Below are 18,341 nucleotides of genomic sequence, written 5' to 3'. Positions count from 1 at the left end.
TCAGTCCTCCTCGGGCAGTTCATCCGTCCAGGACGCAAGCGGCGACCGGAACGCGACGCGCCCGCCGACTAGCGTCGCGCGCACTTCCGTTGCGCGGATCGCGTCGGCGGGGATGTCGTACAGGTTCCGGTCCAGCACGATCAGATCGGCCAGCTTGCCCGGGGCCAGCGTGCCCTTGGACCCGGCCTGGCGCTCGGCGATGGCGGGATTGACGGTGTAGCAACGCATGGCTTCGTCCACCGAGATCGCTTGCGCGGCGCCGATCTCGGCGCCCGACGCGGTCTTGCGCGTAACCATGGACCACATGCCGAGAAACGGATTGCGGTCGCAGACCGGAGCGTCCGAATGCCCGCAGACCAGCACGCCCCTGTCCAGCATGTCGCGATGGGGCCAAAGCCAGGGCCAATCGGAGGCGGGCCGATTGCGCAAATAGGCGTCGCCCAGGTTGTAGGCGAAACCGGCCGCGGAAGAGTCGATCACGCCCAGCCGCGCCATGCGCTGCTGAATGGAAGGCGGCGCGCAACAGCAATGCTCGATGCGCGGGGGGACGGCGCCGGGATGGGCGGCCATTGCCGTCTCGAACGCGTCCAGCGCGAAATCGATGCCGCGGTCGCCGTTTCCGGTCGCGGCGGCCTGCAGGCCCGCGCCCATGACGCGGCCGACCTTGAATGCGAGTTCGTCGGCCGAGAAGTTCACGTCGCCGAACTCGGGCGGCTCCCCCGTGGCGCCGGCATGCGCCGCATAAGGCTGATAGTACGCGGCGGTGCGGCCGCTGGTGCTGCCGTCCGATCCGTACTCGACGCCAAGCAGGTGCAGGTACGCGTCGCCGTCGCCGAATCGGGCGCCGGACAGCAGGACCTCGTCCACCAAAGCCTCGTCACGCCCGTTGAGCATCATGCCCACGCGCACCCGCAAGCCGCCCTGGCGATGCAGGCGCCGATAGGCCTGCATCGCCAGGCCGCTGGTCAGTGCATTGTGCACGCTGGTGATGCCCAGTCTGGCCATCTCGCCGAAGATCGCCGGGTACCCGTCCAGATAATCTTCGACCCGGTCGCCCGCCGCGATATGCGTGGTGAACGCGAACACGCCCCGGCCGCGCGCCATGCCCGCCTGCTCGTTCAGGCAATGCTCTGGCACCGCGCGTGCCAGGCCGCTGGCCTTCAAGGCGACGAAGGCGGCCAGGCTGCCCACGCCGACCTGCGCGTCGCGGCGCAGCAGGAAGACCGCGCGCCCTGGCGCTGCCGCATCCAGCGCCGAGCGCAAGGGATAACCGCCGATATCGTTTTCGTCGAGGCGGAAACCCAGGTACCAGGCGCCGGCGGGCGCCTTGCGATGAAACGCCGCAATGCGTTCGAGCAGAACGGCCTGGGCCCCGATTCCCGAGAGGTCGTCCCAGCGCCCCGCCTTCACGGCCTGCCCATCCGGATGGCAATGGCTGTCGTTGATGCCCGGCATGGCGAACGCTCCCTCCAGGCCGATCCGAACGGTGCCAGGGCCCGCGAGCGCCAGGCAATCAGCGTCGCTCCCTGCCCCGATGACCCGGCCGCCGTGTATTGCCAGCGCCTGCACCACGCCCAGGGACGCGTCCAGCGTGGCGATGCGGCCGCCATGCAACACCATATCCGCGTATGCGCTCATGTTGCCCGCTCAACCGGTGATCACTTTGACGTACTCGTTATAGATGCGGTCCTGGTTCTCGCCGTGCCAGCTTGCATTGGCCACGATCTGCTGCCGGAAATTGTCGTCGTCGGTCGGATTGTCCTTGCGCAGTTCCGGCGGCACCAGCGCGCTGGCGGCAGGATTGGCGGGGCCATTGCCCATGAGCCGCAGCAATTCGATCTGGCTCTCCGGCGACTGCGTGGAGGCGATGAAGTCGAATACCTTGCGCCCCGCGGGATTGCCCTTGGGCACCAGCCAGCCCGCCGGGATAAGGATGCCCTGGTTCCAGGTGAAATCGATGCTGGAGCCGGGCTCCCGGCGCATCACCACGGCGCGGGTGTGCCACACCAGGCCCATCGTGGCTTCGCCCTGCCGCAACAGCTGCTGGCTCTCCGCCCCCGTCTTCCAGAAAATGGCGTGTTCCTTGATCGCGGCGATCTTCTCCAGCGCGCGCTTTTCATCGATGGGATAAATCTTGCTGGCGTCCGCGGGCACGCCATCGGCCATCAGCGCGGCCTCCAGCGAGGCCAGCACGCGGTCCGGCAGGATGCGAGTGCCGGGAAAGTCCTTGGTGTTCCAGAAGTCGGCCCAGGTTCTGGGCGCGCGGTCTCCAAAGGCCTGCTTGTCGTAGGCCAGGACAAAGCTGTAGATGAAATGCGAAATTCCGTATTCGCTGCTGAAGCCCGGGCGGACCTTGTTGCGGTCCACGATCGAATAATCGATCGGCTCCAGATAGCCTCGCTTGCCCAGCGAATGCGCGGCCGCGAGATTGGCGTCGCATACGTCCCACACCACGTTCCTGGATTCCACCATAGTGCGGATCTTGCCGAAGGAAGGCCCGGTTCCGTCGAACTCCACTTTGGTGCCCGTGGCCTTTTCAAATGGCTTGCCCCAGACGATGGGCTGGTGCTTGATGGCGTCTCCGCCCCAGTTGCAGACAACGATCTTCCCTGCATCCGCGCGCGCGCGGCGCACCGGCAGCATGGCCCCCGCGCCAACGGCGCCCAACAAGCCCAGAAGCTGGCGCCGGCGCGCGGAAGACAGCGTGGGATCGCTCAGCGCAAGGCGCGCCGCATCGGTCATGCAAGGGTCTTGCGTGGGCATCTTCATCTGCAGGCTCCGGAAGGAATCGAAGGAGCAGGCATGATGACGACGCGATTTCTTTCATGCAATATATGAGTTTTGCACCTATCCGGGCTTCCCCCTAGGCCCTTCCCTCATGAGCCCTCGCGCGCATCTCGGCCTGAGCAGATCCCACGAATTGCGCGAACCCAGTTTCGCGCAGCTGGGCGTCTTCAATGCAATCATGATTTCAGGTTCCGTGTCGCGCGCGGCAAAGCTGCTGGGCATGACGCAATCGGCCGCCAGCAAAATGCTGCGGCAACTGGAGGATGACACGGGCCTGGCGCTGTTCGAACGCACCCACCAGCGCCTCGTTCCGACACCGCAGGCGCTGCAACTGCACGAGAGCGTCGAACATCTCTACGGCTCTTACGGCGTGGTCCAGCGGCTGATCGGCAGCCTCGCCAATCCCGATCATGGCAACGTGACCGTGGCCGCCATTCCCACGCAGGCCGCGACCTTTCTTCCCGAAGCCGTGAAGCGGCTGCGGGAAAGGCATCCCGGCATCACCGTCACGCTGGAAATACTGGCCAACCAGCCCATTGTCGAGCGCGTGCTGAACGGGCAGGCGGATTTCGGCCTGGTGCATGACATCACCGCGTCGCCCGACACCCACAACGAAGACCTCGGGCCGCAGCACCTGGTTTGCGTGGCGGCGCGCGGTCACCGCTTTGCCAGCCAGGAACAGGTCACCGCGCAGGACCTCAAGTCGGAGACTTTCCTGTCCTACGGGCCGCAAACGAATTTCGGAAGCTTCCTGGAAATCGCGTTCACCGAAGCGGGCCTGCACATGCCGGTATCGGTGGAGGTCACCTCATCGGCGGCGCTGCTGGCGCTGATACGCGCCGGCGTAGGGGTAGGCCTGGTGGAACCCGCGGCAATCGCCCCCTTTCCCCTGAATCAGTTCGTGATCAGGCCGTTTCGTCCCAGCCTGCTCATTCACTCGCGCATCGTGCGTTCGCGCATACGGCCGCTGACGCGCCACGCGGAATTACTGCTGGAAGAATACCGCGCCGTCGTCACCGCGCCCCAGCCCGGGTACTTCCTGAGCTGAGGCGCGGCGCCATTCAAATCACCGCTTCGATCAGGAACGGTCCGCGGCGCTTCAGCCCTTCCTGCAGCGCGCGCGCGAATCCTTCCACCGTATCCACGCTGACGGCTTCCACGCCCATGCCGCGCGCAAGATGCGTCCAGTCCAGGTGGGGCTCTTGCAGGTCCAGCATGCGGCGCGCGTTGCGGCCGGGCTCCTGCACGCCCACGTTCTTCATTTCGCCGTGCAGCGTGGCGTAGGACCGGTTGGCCAGGATCACCGTGAGGCAATCGAGGTTCTCGCGCGCCTGCGTCCACAGCGCCTGCAGGGTGTACATGCCGCTGCCGTCGGCCTGCAGCGTGACGACTTTGCGGTCCGGGCAGGCCACCGCGGCGCCGGTCGCCAACGGCAGGCCGATACCGATGGCGCCGCCGGTCAGCATCAGCCAGTCGTGCGGCGCGCTGCTGGCGCTGTAGATGGGAAACTCGCGGCCCTGGGTAATGGATTCGTCGCACACGATGGTCTGCTCGGGCAGCATGTGCGCGACCAGGATGTTCACGGCCGCGCCGGTCAGCTTTCCGGATTGGGGCACGTCGTAGCTGGCGGCGGGCGCCGCCAGGCGCGGCGCGTCCGCCGCGATGCCCAGTTCATCGGCCAGCCATTCCAGCGCATGCGCCAGGTCCTGCTCCGCGGTGGCCAGCACGACCTGGTTGCAATCGGTGGGGGCGAGCAGGCTGGGTTTGCCCGGATAGGCAAAGAAGCCGACCGGCGACTTCGCGCCCACCAGCACCAGATGCCGGACGTCTTTCAGCTTGGCCACGGCCATGTCGATCGGATAGGGCAGGCGGTCGACCGGCGTGCGGGAGCCGCCGCGCTCGATGCGGCGGTTCGACGTTTCCGACACCAGGCGCGCGCCGGTGGCGCGCGCGATGCGGCCAGCGGCGTTGAGGGCGCGCTCGCGCAGCGCCGCGCCGCCCAGCATCAGGGTCACGACTTCGCCGGAACGGATCGCGGCCGCGGCGGCGCGCACCGCCTCCGCCGTGGTCTGGGTCAGCGGCGCAGCCGGGGCCAGCACAGGCTGGGCCGCGCTCTCGGGCAGCTCGGTCCAGGCCGTATCGGCCGGCAGGATCAGCGTGGCGATATTGCCCGGCGACTGGCGCGCCACGCCGACGGCCTCGGCCGCGTCGGCGGACAGCGCGGCGGCCGTCATCGTGCGCTTGACCCAGTGCGACATCGGACGCGCCACGCCTTCGACATCGCTGGTCAGCGGCGCGTCGTATTGGACGTGGTAGGTGGCATGGTCGCCCACGATGTTGACCATGGGCGTGCGCGCGCGCTTGGCGTTGTGCAGGTTGGCCAGGCCATTGCCCAGGCCCGGCCCCAGGTGCAGCAAGGTGGCGGCCGGCTTGTCGGCCATGCGCGCATAGCCGTCGGCCGCGCCCGTCACCACGCCTTCGAACAAGCCCAGCACGCAACGCATTTTGGGCTTGCGATCCAGGGCCGCCACAAAGTGCATTTCCGAGGTGCCCGGATTCGCAAAGCAAACGTCCACATCGTTGGCAAGCAAGGTGTCGCAAAGGCTGTCGGCGCCGTTCATCGTGTTTCCCTAGTCGTTATCAATGGCTTGCGGGCGCGCCATCGCGGCCGCGTGATGGACATCATAGGTAGCCCGGGCGGGGCGGGGTAGAACCATTTTCGCTTGCGCGCATGGAACCATTCCCGCGCATTCCGCCTGCCGGAACAAAGCGGCGAACCGCCCTGCGCGGAAGCGGCCTGCAAGGGACGGCCGCCCGCGCTCAAGCCAGTATCTGCCCCAGGAACGCCTGCGCCCGCTCGGAACGCGGCGCGCGGAAGAAATTATCCGGCGTGTCCGCTTCCACGATCGCGCCCTGGTCCATGAACACGACCCGGTCGCCCACTTCGCGCGCGAAACCCATTTCGTGCGTCACGCACACCATGGTCATGCCATCCCGCGCCAGCGCGACCATGGTGTCCAGCACTTCCTTGACCATTTCCGGGTCCAGCGCGGAAGTGGGCTCGTCGAACAGCATGATCTTGGGTTGCATGCAGAGGGCCCGCGCGATCGCCACGCGCTGCTTCTGGCCGCCCGACAACTGGCCCGGGTACTTGGCCGCGTGTTGCGGGATCTTGACGCGTTCCAGATAGTCCATCGCGCAGGATTCGGCCTGCGCCTGCGGCACGCCCTTGACCAGCATCGGCGCCAGCGTGCAGTTCTCCAGCACGGTCAGGTGCGGGAACAGGTTGAAATGCTGGAACACCATCCCGACCTCGGCGCGGATGCGCTCGATGTTCTTCACGTCTTCGTTGAGCTCTATGCCGTCGACGACGATGCGGCCTTTCTGATGCTCCTCCAACCGGTTCAGGAGCCGTATGGTGGTGGACTTGCCGGAACCGGACGGGCCGCAGAGGATCAGCTTTTCCCCGGGCAGCACATCCAGCTCGAGATCGTCCAGCACCTGGAAATCGCCATACCATTTGCACACGCCCTGCATCGTGATGATCGGGGCGGAAGCGTTCAATCCATCCATCGCGTCAGGCCTTCGAAATATCGTGGTTTTCGCCGGCGCCGCTCCAGTAGCCCGGCACGGTCAGGCGCTTTTCGGAACGGCGGAACACATACGACAGGACGCTGCACATGGCGAAGTAGATGACGCCCACCATCGTGTAGACCGTCAGCGCCTGGAACGTGGCCCCGGCCAGCATCTCGCCCGCCCGCATCAGTTCATAGACGCTGATGACGGCGACCAGCGAGGTTTCCTTGATCAGCACCAGCGCATAGTTGCCCAGGGCCGGAAACACCGTGCGCAACGCCTGCGGCAGGACGATGCGGCGCAAACGCTGCACCTTGCGCAGCCCCAGCGCGCGGGCCGCCTCGTACTGGCCCGTGTCCACCGACTGTATGCCGCTTCTGAAGAGTTCGGCCAGATAGGCGCCGAAATTGAGGGTCAGGCCGAGCACGCCGGCGACGAAGCCGTTGATCACCACGCCCATTTCCGGCAGGCCGTAGTAGATGTAGAACAGCTGCAGCAGCAGCGGCGTGCCCCGTATCACGTCGATGTAGAACCGCGCCACCCGGCTCAGCACCGGAGAGGGCGAAAGACGGCAAAGACAGACGACCAGGCCCAGCGCCACCGCCAGGAAAGCCGAAGTGAAAAACAGCGCCAGGGTCCAGACCGTGCCCTCGGCCAGGGGAGTCAGGTACATGCGCAGGGTAGCGAGATCCAAGACGTGCTCCTTGTCCTTGCGGTTGCGGGCTTACTTGCTGATCAGGTCCGGCACGCCCCACTTCTGTCCGATGGCGGCGAGTTCGCCGTTCTTCTTCATCTCGGCCAGCGCCGCGTTGACCGCCTCCAGCAGCGCCGTATTGCCCTTTTGCACGGCCATGCCCACCTGCCACTTGCGCTGGGGCTGATAGCCCGTATCGAGCTTCACGCCCGGAATGTTCTTGGTCTTGATCTGATAGACGATGCTGGGCGGATCCACGATGCCCAGATCGATGCGGCCCGCGCGCACGTCGGCCAGCAGCGTGGAGTAGTCCTGGTAGGTGGAGACCTTGGTGCCGGGCATGTCCTTGATCATGTTGAACTGCACCGAGTCCACCAGCACGCCGACGCGCCTGCCCTTCATGTCCTCGAACTTGCCGTATTTCCTGTCGGCCTTGTCGCTGACCACGACGCCCTCGCCCCATTCGTAGACCGGCGCGGAAAAATCGATGGCCTTGGCGCGCTCCTCCGTGATGAACAGCGGCGCGGACATGACATCGGCGCGGCCGGAGGTCAGGGTCGGGATCAGGCCGGAGAACGGCACGTCGGACAGCTTGTCCGCAACCTTCAGGTGCTTGGCCACGGCTGCCGCCACGTCCACCATGATGCCTTCCAGCTGGTTGGATTTCGGATTTTTGAAGCCGTGCGGCGGCGCCGATGCGGTCGTGACGACGTTGAGGGTCCTGTCCGAGCGGACTTCGTCCAGCGTGCGCGCCTGCGCGCCGGATTGAATGAGCAGGCCGGCCGCCGCCAAGCCCAGCAGGATGGATGTGAGCTTCATCGTTTTTCCCCTTGGATGAAATTGGATGGCAAGGTCTCGCCGGCTCAGGCCGGGCGCCCCTGCGGGTACTGCTGCACTGCCGCCGCCGCCAACGCGCAGAATTCCTGCATGACGGTGGCCGCCAGGAAGGCCGTGGCGCCCTGCACGTCCTGCGGCGGCGACACGGTGTTGACGTCGAACGCCACGAAGTTCAGGCCCGCGAGCTGGCGCAGCAGCGCCAGCCCTTCCTTGGGAGAGAGCCCACCCCACTCCGGCGTGCAGACGCCCGGCGCGCAGGAGGGGTCGAAGATGTCCATGTCGAAGCACAGGTAGACCGGCCGCTGGCCGATGCGCCGCTTGATGTCGGCAAGCGCGGCCTGCTGGTCGCGGTCGAAATCCTCGTAGGGCACGATCGTGTAGCCCACCTCTCGGCCGAACTCCAGCACGCCCGGCATGAACGAGCTTCCGCGCGTGCCCACGTGGAAGCTGGAGGCCACGTCCAGCAGGCCCTCTTCCGCCGCCCGCGTGAACGTGGTGGCCGTGTTGTAGCCGGGGATGGGATAGGTGTCGGTGTGCGAATCGAAATGCAGCACGACGAAATCCGGATGGCGCCGCGCCACCGCGCGCAGCTGCGGCAGCGTTACCGCACCATCGCCGCCCATGGAAATGGGAATCGCGCCCCGGTCGAGGATGGCGCCGATGCCGGCCTCGATCAGCGGATAGGACGCCTCGGGATCGCCCGGATGGCAGGCGACGTTGCCCACGTCGATGGCGCGCAGGAACTCGGGCGGATTGTCGATGCCGTTGCGGCGAAAGATGTCGACGGGGCGCAATAGCCTCGATTGCTCACGGATGGCGTCCGGCCCCTGGCGCGACCCCACGCGGAACGGATGCGTGCCGCAATCGAAGGGGATGCCCACCACGCAGGCTCGCGCCTCGCCGGTTCCTGCGGCGCGGACGGACGGCAGGCCCATGAATCCCGACACGGGATGGAAACAGACTTCGGCTGACTGCTGCACAACACGGCTCCTGTGCGGCGCCCGGCTCGTACATCGCCGAGCTATTTAGATTCGACTGAATCGCTATGCGATACGCTTATGGCGAAATAAGAGTATCAAGCACGAGCACAGGCCGCCAATTAGGGAGTTTCCCCTAAAGGCTGGAAAATTAGTTGAGTGAATTTATCGGAATTAGAGGCTCTCGGCTTCCATCGGCGCGCCGCGCAAGGCGCCTCCCGGAGGCTCCATTTCGTAGAATGGGCGCGTGCGGCCCAGGGTGCGCGACGCGCTGATGGCGTGCGCGGTTTCCATGACCTGCGGGCCGAATACCGCTTGCGCCTGTTCGAACGACCAGCGGCTGGACGGCACCGACACGTTCACCGCCCCCACCGGCGTGCCCCCGGCGTCCAGCACGGCGGCGCTGACCGTGATGTCGCCCGGATAGAACTCGCCATTGGAGCGCGCATAGCCATGGCGCCGCGCGAATTCCAGTTCCGCCAGCAAGGCGTCCATGTCCGTGATCGTTCCCACCGTGTATGCCTTGCGGTCGCAGCGCTCCAGCAGGCCGCGCGCCACGGAAGCGTCCAGCCTGGCCAGCACCGCGCGGCCCGCCGCCGTGCAATACAGAGGCAGCCGCATGCCTACCGGCATGTTCACGAACATCTCTTTGTGGGTCGCGAACCGCGCGACATAGACCATGTCCAGGCCATCGGGCTCGGCCAGGCTGCAGGTTTCCTGGCTGTTGCGGTTCAGCATGTGCAAAAAGGGATTGCCCCCCAGCACCAGCGGGCTGGTCTGCACATACTTCATGCCCAGTTCCAGGGACCACGGCGCCAGCGAGAACTTCTTGCTGCCCGGGTCCTTGCGCAAATAGCCCAGTGTCCAGAGCGTATGGGCAAACCTCTGGACGGAGCTCTTGCTCAGGCCGGTCGCGTCGGCCAGCTCCGGCAAGGTCATGGCCGGCTGCCCCTCGCTGAACGCCCGCAGGACGGAAACGCCGCGCGCCAGCGCGGTGATGTACAGGGGAGAGTCCTCGGCGTTTCGGGTCGGTATCATGGCGCAGCGCGTCCGATGGGAAAGCGCATAGCGTACCGTATTACGGTGCGCTCATATCGCACCGCGAATCGGGGGCGTCAAGGGATGCGCCGACGCCCGCCTGCCCGCGTCCGATGGCCAAAAAAAGCCCAGGCGCGAGCCTGGGCCGTTCGTCACGCCCGCGAGCGCTTCAACGTATCGGCCACGGGTACATGGCGCCGCCCTTGCTCCACAGCGCGTTCGTGCCGCGCTGCAGGCCCAGCTTGCTGTCCTTGCCGACGTTGCGGTCGAAGACCTCGCCATAGTTGCCCACGGCCTTGATCGCGTTGTAGGCCCACTTTTCGTCCAGGCCCATGTTCTTGCCAGCGCCCGGGGTCACGCCGAGGATGCGCGAAATATTGGGGTTTTTGCTCTTGAGCATCTCGTCCACGTTCTTTTGCGTGATGCCGTATTCCTCGGCCTCCATCAGCGCAAACAGCGTCCAGCGCACGATGCCCAGCCAGTTTTCATCGCCCTGCCGGACCATCGGGCCGAGCGGTTCCTTGGAGAAGCGTTCCGGCAGGATTTCGTAGTCGTCGGGGTTGGCGACCTGCGTGGCCCGCACGGCGGCAAGTTGCGAAGAGTCGTCGGTGAACGCATCGCAGCGGCCGGACTCGAAGGCGCGCACGACTTCGGTCACCTTGTCGATCACGACGGGCTTGAATTCGATGTTGTTCGCGCGGAACCAATCCGCCAGGTTGAGTTCGGTGGTGGTGCCCGGCTGCACGCAGACCGTGGCGCCGTTGAGTTCCTTGGCGCTCTTGACGCCCAGCTTCTTGCTCACCAGGATGCCCTGGCCGTCATAGAAGCTGGCGGCGACGGCCGACAGGCCCAGCGACGTATCGCGCGTCTGCGTCAGCGTGACGGTGCGCAGCAGCACGTCCACTTCGCCCGATTGCAGCGCGGTGAAGCGCTGCTGGGTGGACAGCGCGGTCCCCTTGAATTTGGTCGGATCACCGAACACGGCCGCGGCGACGGCGCGGCAGATGTCCACGTCCATGCCTTCCCATTCGCCCTTGCTGTTCGTCGCCGAGAAGCCCGAGACCCCGTCGGTCAGGCCGCATTGGACGAACCCCTTTTTCTTAACCGCGTCCAGGGTGGGACCCGCCACCGCCGCCTGCGACGCGCAAGCCAGGGCAAGGGCACTGGCTGCAAACAAGATGGACCGCTTCATTATTGCCTCTCCTGAGATGGATGCCGCGCCGGCTTGTAAGCCGGCTGCGTTTGAAACCAGGCCCAGCTTTACAGGGCCGGCCGCCAGATTAAGCGATGTCCACGGCGTGAACAACGCGACGCGGCCTAGTGGAAACCCGAGGGAAACGCCGGCCCGCGGGCGAGTTTTCCCGTTGTCCGGTGATCGAACTTTATCGCCCGGCCGCGCGGCGCGCACGTCTTTGCCCGCGTGCCATACTTTTTTCGCGCTCTGGCCGTTCGCAGCCACAGCCGCCACCGCTAAAAAAAGGGCGCGCCATCGATGCACGGACGCGCATCCCTAGACGGCCGATTCATGGAGGAGACAGATTCCATGGCATATGCAAGCAAATCGCGGCTTCGCCGCCACACCCTGAAGACCCTGTTGTGCGCGGTCCTGACCGCCGCGGGACTGGCCGCCGGCCCCGCCCAAGCGGCGGACGACTGGCCGAACAAGCCCATCAAGATCATCGTCCCCTACACGCCCGGCGGATCGACCGACATCGTCACCCGCATCGTGATGGAAAAGCTGGGGCCGCGCCTGAAGCAGACCATCGTCGTGGAAAACCGGCCGGGCGCCAACAGCAGCGTGGGTTCGGCCATGGCCGCCAAGGCGGAGCCGGACGGCTACACCTTCCTGTCCATGCTGCCGGCCTACATCATCAACTTCCATCTGTACAAGCTGGCCTACAGCCCGGCCGACCTGACGCCTGTGGTGCAGATGGCCGACCTGCCGCTGTTCCTGTTCGTTGCCGAAGACCTGCCGGTGAAAACCGTGGCGGACCTGGTCGCCTACGCCCGCAAGAATCCGGACAAGCTCACCTACGCCTCCAGCGGCAACGGGTCCAGCGCGCACCTGACCGGCGCCGACTTCGCCCTGCAAAGCAAGATCACAATGACGCACGTGGCCTACAAGGGCAGCGCTCCCATCCTGACCGATCTGCTGGGCGGGCGCGTATCCATGGTGTTCGACCCTATCCTGGTGCCGATGCAATACGTAAAGCAGAACCGCCTGAAGGCGCTGGCGTTCACCGGCAAGGAGCGCTGGCCGACCGAACCCGACATCCCCACCATGGAGGAGGCCGGCCTGCCCGGCTTCGTCACCGGCTCCTGGGCCGGGCTGATGGCGCCGGCGAACACGCCCAAGCCCATCATCGAACGCATGGCGCGCGAGATCAGCGAAATCGTCAAGGAACCCGATGTCAGGCAGAAATTCCTGGACGCGGGCTTCCTGCCCGCGGGCGGCACCACCGAACAATTCGCGGCGCTGATGAAGAAGGACTCGGCGCGCTACGCCGAAATCATCAAACAGGCGCACATCACCGTGAACTGAATGCGGCGGGCGCGCCCGCCGCGCCCGCCCCTGACGGGATCCACCATGATCGACAAGTTTTTCGACACTCCCGAGGCGGCCGTCTCCGACATCCACGACGGGGCCACCGTGCTGGTCGGCGGTTTCGGCGGAGCGGGCATGCCCACGGAGTTGATCCATGCCCTGATCGAACAAGGCGCGCGCGAGCTCACCGTCGTCAGCAACAACGCGGGCAACCACGAGACCGGCCTGGCCGCGCTGATCAAGGCGGGGCGCGTGCGCAAGGTGATCTGCTCGTTTCCCAAGGCCTCGCATTCCTGGGTCTTCGACGGCCTGTACCGCGAGGGCCGCATCGAACTCGAATGCGTGCCCCAGGGCACCATCGCCGAACGGCTGCGGGCGGCCGGCGCCGGGCTGGGCGGCTTCTTCACGCCCACCGCCTACGGCACGGAACTCGCGCAGGGCAAGGAGACCCGCATCATCGACGGCCGCGGCCATGTCTTCGAGCGGCCCCTGCACGGCGATTTCGCGCTGGTGAAGGCGGACCTGGCCGACCGCTGGGGCAACCTCACCTACAACAAGAGCGCGCGCAACTTCGGGCCCATCATGTGCATGGCGGCCAAGGTCGCGATCGCGCAGGTGCGGGCCAAGGTGGCGCTGGGCGAATTGCCGCCCGAGGCCATCGTCACGCCCGGCATCTTCGTCAAGCGCGTCACCCAGGTGGCCAACGCCGCCTTCTCCAGCTGAGGAAGCCCATATGTTCCAACCCCTGACCCGCGAGGCCATGGCGCGCCGCCTGGCGCTGGACATCCCCGACGGCAGCTATGTCAACCTGGGCATTGGCATGCCCGTGCTGGTGGCCGCTCACCTGCCGCCCGGCCGTGAAATCGTGCTGCACAGCGAAAACGGCATTCTGGGCATGGGTCCTCCGCCGCCGGAAGCGGACCTCGACCTGGACCTGATCAACGCCGGCAAGCAGCCCGTGACCCTGCTTGAAGGCGGCTCGTACTTCCACCACGCGGATTCGTTCGCCATGATGCGGGGCGGCCATCTGGACATCTGCGTCATGGGCGGAATGCAGGTGGCCGCCAACGGGGACCTGGCCAACTGGTCGCTCGGCCGGGAGGGCGAAGCGCCCGCCGTGGGCGGCGCGATGGACCTGGCCGTGGGCGCGCGCAGCGTCTACATCATGATGGAGCACAACGCCAAGAACGGCGACCCGAAGATCGTCGAGCGCTGCGCCTATCCGCTGACGGGCGCGGGCGTGGTGGACCGCATCTATACCGACCTGGCCGTTATCGACGTGACGCCCGATGGATTGCGGGTCCGGGATATGATCGACGGCATGACCCTGAAAGAACTGCAGGCGCGCACCGGCGCGCCTCTGCGCGCGGACTGATGCGGCCCAATCTTCCCCCTCCCGGCTACGCCGCGCCGCTGGCGGCGGAAGACCATCCCGACCAGCTGCGCGGAGATCCGGACTACATGCTCACGCTGGCCCGCGGCCTGCACGTGATCCGCGCCTTCGGCACGCGCCGCCAGCCGCAGACGGCCGCCGAACTGAGCCGGCGCGCGGGCCTGCCCCGCGCCGTCGTGCAGCGCTGCCTGCACACGCTCATCCTGCTGGGCATGGCCGAGCAGCACGACCGGCTGTATGTGCTGACGCCCCGCATCCTGGGCCTGGGCTATGCTTACTTTTCGTCGACGCCGTTCGTATCGCTGGCGCAGCCCGTGCTGGAAGAACTCAGCGCCACCGTGAACGAAACCTGCGCGCTGGCCATCATGGAAGGCCACGAAATGCTGTACCTGGCCCGCTCCGAGGTCCACCGCCTGCTGGCCACCTCGATGGGCCTGGGCAGCAGGCTGCCGGCCTACTGCACGTCCATCGGGCGCGTGCTGCTCGCGCAGTTGCCGGAGCCCGCCCTCGCCCGCTACTTCGCCGCGACCGAACTGCAACCCTATACCGAATTCACCGTGATCGCCGAGGACAAGCTGCGCGCCGAACTCGCCCGCATCCGGGAGCAGGACTACGCGGTCGTCGACCAGGAACTGGAATTGAACGTGCGCGCCATCTCGGTGGCCGTGCGTTCGGCCAGCGGCAAGGCCTGCGGCGCGGTAAACGTCAGCGTGAAGGCCGCCAGGGTGCCGTTGAACCGGCTGACGGAGGAATTCCTGCCGCCCTTGCGGCAGGCCGTGGAACGGATAGGGGAATTCCTGGCGGCGTGACGCCCCTTCCTACAGGTCCGTCGTATCGAGGGTGAAGGCGGCGGCGGCGCGGCCGATGCGGTCGTTGACGGCGTGCCAGTCGTCGGTGGCGGGCGGCGCCTGCACGATGATACGGGCGTAGCCCTGCTTGTCCAGGTCGCGCAGCAGGCCGTACAGCGCCTGCGCGTAGCGCGCCGGGTCCGCCGGCACGGGCTGCCATTGCACGCGCGGGTCCAGGACGGCCGGCGCGTCGCCATAGGCGACCACGACCACCCGGCCCTGCGGCAGGTCGCGGCCCTGCTCCACATCATGAAGCCGCTCATCCGTGGCCAGCTCCAACGCGGTGCGCGGCGCGTAGTGCGCCTTCAGCGTGCCCGAGGCGCGCGGCGCCGCGGCGTCCGGGGCGAACACCTGCACGCCCAGCACGGCTTCGATCTGCGCGGCGCTGATGTGGCCGGGACGCAGCAGCACCGGGCCCGCCCCCCGGTCCAGGCGCGACAGGTCGAGGATGGTGGATTCGATGCCGACCTCGGATGCCCCCCCTTCCAGCACGGGCATGCCGGCCGCGACTTCCTCGGGGAATTCGCTGCGCACGTGCTCGGCGCGCGTGGGCGACACCTGGCCGAATTTGTTGGCCGACGGCGCGGCCACGCCGCCCTGCCCGTTCGGCTTGCCGGCCGCGAAGGCCGCCAGCAGCGCCTGCGCCACCGGGTGCGAGGGGCAGCGGATGCCGATGCTGTCCTGGCCGCCGCTTACCGTATCGGCGATGTGCGGCGCGCGCTTGAGGATCAGGGTCAGGGGGCCGGGCCAGAAGGCGTCGATCAGCAGGCGCGCCTCGGGCGGCACCTCCGCCGCCCAGTACGACACGTCGCCTTGCGGCGCGATGTGCACGATGACGGGATGGTTGGAGGGCCGGCCCTTGGCCGCGTAGATCCTGGCCACCGCTTGCGGGTTTTCCGCGTCCGCGCCCAGGCCATAGACGGTCTCGGTGGGAAAGGCGGCCAGTTCGCCGTCCAGCAGGCGCTGGGCGGCTTGGGCGATCTCCGCCGCGCTGGCGGAATCCGAGGACTGGTGGGAATTCATCGAAGCCGCGCTTACTCGGGAGCCTGCATGCCCAGCGCCGCCGCCACGCGCGCGGCGTCGTCGCGCGCTTGCTGCAAGGTGGGCGCCACGATGGTGACGTGGCCCATCTTGCGGCCGCGGCGCGCTTCGCGCTTGCCGTACAGGTGAAGCTTGGCCGTGGGCACCGCCAGGGCCGCGGCCCAATCGGGTTCGCGCTGCGTCGTGGCCGTGGCCGACGGATACCAGATGTCGCCCAGGATGTTCAGCATGACCGCGGGCGCCAGCAGATCCGTGCCGCCCAGCGGCAGGCCGGCCATGGCGCGCGCCTGCTGCTCGAACTGGCTGGAGAGGCAGGCGTCCATCGTGTAGTGGCCGCTGTTGTGCGGACGCGGCGCGATTTCGTTGACGATCAGGCTGCCGTCCTTGAGCACGAAGAACTCCACGCACAGCACGCCGTGGTAACCCAGGCCCTGCGCGATGGACTGAGCCGCCTGCGTGGCGCGGGCCTGGCGCTCGGCATGGGCCGCGTCCTGCTGGACCGGCGCGGCGGTGGAAACCGCCAGGATGCCGTCGCGGTGCACATTGCGCGCCACGGGGAACACCAAGCTGGCGCCGTCGAAGCCGCGCGCGAGCACCACCGAGATCTCGTAGTCCAGCGGCATCAACGCTTCCAGCACGCAAGCCACGCCGCCGAATTCGGCGAACGCAGCCAGCGCCTCGTCGCGCGTGGCGATGCGGGCCTGGCCCTTGCCGTCGTAGCCCAGGCGGGCCACTTTCAAGATGCCGGGGAACAGACCGTCCGGCGCGGCGCGCAGGTCGGCCTCGCTGCGGATGGCCGCATGCGGCGCCACGGGGATGCCCTGCGAGGCGATGAAGGTCTTTTCGGCGATGCGGTCCTGCACGATGGCCACGGCGTCGCCCGCCGGGCTCACGCGGCAGCGCGTGGCGAGCGTGCGCAGGCTGTCGGCGGGCACGTTCTCGAATTCGGTCGTCACGGCCTGACAGGTCTGCGCGAGGCGCGCCAGCCCGTCCTCGTCGTCGTAGGCGGCCTGGATATGCAGGTCGGCCACCATGCCCGCCGGGCACTCGGCCGCCGGATCCAGCACCGCGACCTTGTAGCCCAGGCTTTGCGCCGCGTGGCAGAACATGCGGCCCAGCTGGCCGCCTCCCAGCATGCCCAGCCAGCCGCCGGGCGCGATCATGAAAGCAGTGGATTGGGTCATTCTGATCAAGCCTCGGGCGGAACCTTCATGTCGCGCGCGGCCTGCGTCTGGCGGGCGCGGAACGCCACCAGCTTCTTGTGCAGGCCGGCATCCGTGCCCGCCAGCGTGGCGATCACGTGCAGCGCCGCGTTGGCGGCCCCGGCTTCGCCGATCGCGAAGGTGGCCACCGGCACGCCCTTGGGCATCTGCACAATGGAGAGCAGCGAGTCTTCGCCACGCAGGTACTTGGACGGCACCGGCACGCCGAACACCGGCACTTCGGTCAGCGCCGCCATCATGCCCGGCAGATGCGCCGCGCCGCCTGCGCCGGCGATGATGCCGCGCAGGCCGCGCTCATGCGCGGCGGCGCCGTACTCGGCCATGTCCTGCGGCATGCGATGCGCGGAAATCACGCGCGCCTCGTACGGCACGCCGAAGTCCTCCAGCATGGTGACGGCGTTCTTCATGACCTCCCAATCGCTGGAAGAACCCATAATCACGCCCACCACAGGGGTGGCCTCGGCGGCTGCGGAAGTCTTGGCTGTCATAACCGGTGTCTGAAGTTGAGACCGCGGCGCGGGGCCGCGGAGAGTCGGAGGACCGCGGAACCAGGCCGCGAAACCGGGTATTTTAACCGGGAGGACGCGCGGCTACCGCGCGGCGCCGGAATCCAGCCACAGATAGCCGGTGGGATCGTCCGGGCAGGGCCCGAAGCCGCATTCCAGCGTGGTGCTGCCGACGTTGGCCAGCGTGGCGATGAAAAACAGGGCCATGACCAGGACGCCCAGCACCGACACCGGCTTTTTCAGCATGCTGTCGCCCCACTTGCGGTCGGCCGACAGCATGACCGCGCAGAATGCGATGATGGCTACGAAGGCGATGAACGCCCAGGTATAGAAGTGCAGGCCCAGGAACGGGGCGCCGTAACCGGGATCCCCGGGCGCGATGTGCAGGAGCACCTGCCGGCCCGAGGCCAGCATGCCGCCCAGCGCGGCCGCGATGCTCATCGCGTAGTGCATGGGAGATGGGCCCAGCCGCAGGTTCAGCAGGAAACCCACGCCCGCGAGGATCAGCGCCACGCGCTGCAGCAGGCACAGGGGGCACGGCAGCTCGCCATAGGCGAACTGCCAGAAGAACGCCATGCCCAGGGCCGTGGTGACTCCCAGCAACGCCAGGCCGTTCAGGATGCGCGAGCCGCGCGCGGGATTGCGGGAGAAGATCATCGCCCGGCCCTTAGAACGACAGCGCCAGGGGGCTGGTCATGTGGTATTGGCACCAGGCGGCGAAGATCGCCAGGGTGAGCAGCCAGAAGGTCACGCAGGGGCGGCGCTTTCCAAGCATCCCGAACCCCACTGCGACCAGGCCGGTCAGGAAAGGCAACATCATTACCATGCGTAGCGCTCCTTTCTGGGACGTCCCGATACAAGCAGCCGAAAAGTATA

Annotated in this window: 19 protein-coding genes; 5 read left to right on the top strand and 14 right to left on the bottom strand. The window is 67.2% G+C overall.

What is annotated here, in order from left to right; genetic code table 11:
- A complete protein-coding gene (locus ACN6PJ_RS22085; RefSeq protein WP_427997948.1) occupies positions 1–1,638 on the bottom strand; it encodes an amidohydrolase in 1,638 nt (545 codons plus the stop codon).
- 9 nt (positions 1,639–1,647) lie between these two features.
- Positions 1,648–2,769 carry an ABC transporter substrate-binding protein gene (locus tag ACN6PJ_RS22080; RefSeq protein ID WP_427997947.1) on the bottom strand — a complete coding sequence of 374 codons (1,122 nt, stop codon included), beginning with the start codon at positions 2,767–2,769 and terminating at the stop codon, positions 1,648–1,650.
- Between the two features lie 109 nt (positions 2,770–2,878).
- Between ACN6PJ_RS22080 and ACN6PJ_RS22075 the strand changes: the two genes are divergently transcribed.
- Positions 2,879–3,835 carry a LysR family transcriptional regulator gene (locus ACN6PJ_RS22075; protein WP_427997946.1) on the top strand — a complete coding sequence of 319 codons (957 nt, stop codon included), beginning with the start codon at positions 2,879–2,881 and terminating at the stop codon, positions 3,833–3,835.
- 13 nt (positions 3,836–3,848) lie between these two features.
- Here the strand turns inward: ACN6PJ_RS22075 and ACN6PJ_RS22070 are convergent, their stop codons facing one another.
- From ACN6PJ_RS22070 to ACN6PJ_RS22040, 7 genes are all read right to left on the bottom strand, one after another.
- Positions 3,849–5,408, bottom strand: a complete 1,560-nt coding sequence (locus tag ACN6PJ_RS22070; RefSeq protein WP_427997945.1) for an acetolactate synthase large subunit — start codon at positions 5,406–5,408, stop codon at positions 3,849–3,851.
- A gap of 199 nt (positions 5,409–5,607) precedes the next feature.
- Positions 5,608–6,360 (bottom strand): amino acid ABC transporter ATP-binding protein, encoded by a 753-nt coding sequence (locus ACN6PJ_RS22065; RefSeq protein ID WP_427997944.1) that lies wholly within the window; start codon positions 6,358–6,360, stop codon positions 5,608–5,610.
- 4 nt (positions 6,361–6,364) lie between these two features.
- Positions 6,365–7,057 (bottom strand): amino acid ABC transporter permease, encoded by a 693-nt coding sequence (locus tag ACN6PJ_RS22060; RefSeq protein ID WP_427997943.1) that lies wholly within the window; start codon positions 7,055–7,057, stop codon positions 6,365–6,367.
- A gap of 30 nt (positions 7,058–7,087) precedes the next feature.
- On the bottom strand, positions 7,088–7,876 hold the full coding sequence (locus tag ACN6PJ_RS22055) for an ABC transporter substrate-binding protein (protein ID WP_427997942.1): 789 nt from the start codon (positions 7,874–7,876) through the stop codon (positions 7,088–7,090).
- 44 nt (positions 7,877–7,920) lie between these two features.
- Complete coding sequence (locus ACN6PJ_RS22050) at positions 7,921–8,829, bottom strand: arginase family protein (protein ID WP_427997965.1); 909 nt, start codon at positions 8,827–8,829, stop codon at positions 7,921–7,923.
- Positions 8,830–9,045: 216 nt separating this feature from the next.
- Positions 9,046–9,906 (bottom strand): IclR family transcriptional regulator, encoded by an 861-nt coding sequence (locus tag ACN6PJ_RS22045; RefSeq protein WP_427997964.1) that lies wholly within the window; start codon positions 9,904–9,906, stop codon positions 9,046–9,048.
- A gap of 172 nt (positions 9,907–10,078) precedes the next feature.
- A complete protein-coding gene (locus ACN6PJ_RS22040; RefSeq protein WP_427997941.1) occupies positions 10,079–11,101 on the bottom strand; it encodes an amino acid ABC transporter substrate-binding protein in 1,023 nt (340 codons plus the stop codon).
- A 351-nt stretch (positions 11,102–11,452) separates the two neighbouring features.
- Between ACN6PJ_RS22040 and ACN6PJ_RS22035 the strand changes: the two genes are divergently transcribed.
- Genes ACN6PJ_RS22035 through ACN6PJ_RS22020 form a run of 4 tightly spaced genes read left to right on the top strand, consistent with a single transcriptional unit; the run spans position 11,453 to position 14,656 of the window.
- Entirely contained in the window at positions 11,453–12,451 is a 999-nt protein-coding gene (locus ACN6PJ_RS22035) for a Bug family tripartite tricarboxylate transporter substrate binding protein (protein WP_427997940.1), read from the top strand.
- 45 nt (positions 12,452–12,496) lie between these two features.
- Positions 12,497–13,177, top strand: coding sequence for a 3-oxoacid CoA-transferase subunit A (locus tag ACN6PJ_RS22030; protein ID WP_427997939.1), 681 nt, complete (start codon positions 12,497–12,499; stop codon positions 13,175–13,177).
- Positions 13,178–13,187: 10 nt separating this feature from the next.
- On the top strand, positions 13,188–13,829 hold the full coding sequence (locus ACN6PJ_RS22025; RefSeq protein ID WP_427997938.1) for a 3-oxoacid CoA-transferase subunit B: 642 nt from the start codon (positions 13,188–13,190) through the stop codon (positions 13,827–13,829).
- On the top strand, positions 13,829–14,656 hold the full coding sequence (locus ACN6PJ_RS22020) for an IclR family transcriptional regulator domain-containing protein (protein ID WP_427997937.1): 828 nt from the start codon (positions 13,829–13,831) through the stop codon (positions 14,654–14,656). The genes ACN6PJ_RS22025 and ACN6PJ_RS22020 overlap by 1 nt, the downstream gene beginning before the upstream one ends.
- Before the next feature lie 9 nt (positions 14,657–14,665).
- Here ACN6PJ_RS22020 and ACN6PJ_RS22015 read toward each other — a convergent pair whose 3' ends face one another.
- From ACN6PJ_RS22015 to ACN6PJ_RS21995, 5 genes are all read right to left on the bottom strand, one after another.
- Entirely contained in the window at positions 14,666–15,718 is a 1,053-nt protein-coding gene (locus ACN6PJ_RS22015) for an L-threonylcarbamoyladenylate synthase (RefSeq protein ID WP_427997936.1), read from the bottom strand.
- A gap of 11 nt (positions 15,719–15,729) precedes the next feature.
- The gene (locus ACN6PJ_RS22010) at positions 15,730–16,920 is read right to left on the bottom strand and encodes a 5-(carboxyamino)imidazole ribonucleotide synthase (RefSeq protein ID WP_427997935.1); all 1,191 of its coding nucleotides are present in this window, start codon (positions 16,918–16,920) and stop codon (positions 15,730–15,732) included.
- 5 nt (positions 16,921–16,925) lie between these two features.
- Positions 16,926–17,447, bottom strand: coding sequence for a 5-(carboxyamino)imidazole ribonucleotide mutase (gene purE / locus ACN6PJ_RS22005; RefSeq protein ID WP_427997934.1), 522 nt, complete (start codon positions 17,445–17,447; stop codon positions 16,926–16,928).
- 102 nt (positions 17,448–17,549) lie between these two features.
- A complete protein-coding gene (locus ACN6PJ_RS22000; protein WP_427997933.1) occupies positions 17,550–18,122 on the bottom strand; it encodes a disulfide bond formation protein B in 573 nt (190 codons plus the stop codon).
- A 10-nt stretch (positions 18,123–18,132) separates the two neighbouring features.
- The gene (locus ACN6PJ_RS21995) at positions 18,133–18,291 is read right to left on the bottom strand and encodes a DUF5993 family protein (RefSeq protein ID WP_427997932.1); all 159 of its coding nucleotides are present in this window, start codon (positions 18,289–18,291) and stop codon (positions 18,133–18,135) included.
- Positions 18,292–18,341 lie beyond the last annotated feature (50 nt).

The organism is Achromobacter sp., assembly GCF_050285585.1.
Taxonomy (GTDB): Bacteria; Pseudomonadota; Gammaproteobacteria; order Burkholderiales; family Burkholderiaceae_B; genus Achromobacter.
Note: the sequence above shows the minus strand (reverse complement) of the source record. Positions and strands in the feature narration are given on the sequence as shown.

Coding starts and splice junctions, on each gene's coding strand:
- ACN6PJ_RS22035 (WP_427997940.1), top strand. CDS start 11,453: ATGGCATATGCAAGCAAATCGCGGCTTCGCCGCCACACCCTGAAGACC.
- ACN6PJ_RS22020 (WP_427997937.1), top strand. CDS start 13,829: ATGCGGCCCAATCTTCCCCCTCCCGGCTACGCCGCGCCGCTGGCGGCG.
- ACN6PJ_RS22065 (WP_427997944.1), bottom strand. CDS start 6,360: ATGGATGGATTGAACGCTTCCGCCCCGATCATCACGATGCAGGGCGTG.
- ACN6PJ_RS22055 (WP_427997942.1), bottom strand. CDS start 7,876: ATGAAGCTCACATCCATCCTGCTGGGCTTGGCGGCGGCCGGCCTGCTC.
- ACN6PJ_RS22050 (WP_427997965.1), bottom strand. CDS start 8,829: ATGGGCCTGCCGTCCGTCCGCGCCGCAGGAACCGGCGAGGCGCGAGCC.
- ACN6PJ_RS22030 (WP_427997939.1), top strand. CDS start 12,497: ATGATCGACAAGTTTTTCGACACTCCCGAGGCGGCCGTCTCCGACATC.
- ACN6PJ_RS22075 (WP_427997946.1), top strand. CDS start 2,879: ATGAGCCCTCGCGCGCATCTCGGCCTGAGCAGATCCCACGAATTGCGC.
- ACN6PJ_RS21995 (WP_427997932.1), bottom strand. CDS start 18,291: ATGGTAATGATGTTGCCTTTCCTGACCGGCCTGGTCGCAGTGGGGTTC.
- ACN6PJ_RS22025 (WP_427997938.1), top strand. CDS start 13,188: ATGTTCCAACCCCTGACCCGCGAGGCCATGGCGCGCCGCCTGGCGCTG.
- ACN6PJ_RS22070 (WP_427997945.1), bottom strand. CDS start 5,408: ATGAACGGCGCCGACAGCCTTTGCGACACCTTGCTTGCCAACGATGTG.
- ACN6PJ_RS22015 (WP_427997936.1), bottom strand. CDS start 15,718: ATGAATTCCCACCAGTCCTCGGATTCCGCCAGCGCGGCGGAGATCGCC.
- ACN6PJ_RS22010 (WP_427997935.1), bottom strand. CDS start 16,920: ATGACCCAATCCACTGCTTTCATGATCGCGCCCGGCGGCTGGCTGGGC.
- purE (WP_427997934.1), bottom strand. CDS start 17,447: ATGACAGCCAAGACTTCCGCAGCCGCCGAGGCCACCCCTGTGGTGGGC.
- ACN6PJ_RS22080 (WP_427997947.1), bottom strand. CDS start 2,769: ATGAAGATGCCCACGCAAGACCCTTGCATGACCGATGCGGCGCGCCTT.
- ACN6PJ_RS22040 (WP_427997941.1), bottom strand. CDS start 11,101: ATGAAGCGGTCCATCTTGTTTGCAGCCAGTGCCCTTGCCCTGGCTTGC.
- ACN6PJ_RS22085 (WP_427997948.1), bottom strand. CDS start 1,638: ATGAGCGCATACGCGGATATGGTGTTGCATGGCGGCCGCATCGCCACG.
- ACN6PJ_RS22000 (WP_427997933.1), bottom strand. CDS start 18,122: ATGATCTTCTCCCGCAATCCCGCGCGCGGCTCGCGCATCCTGAACGGC.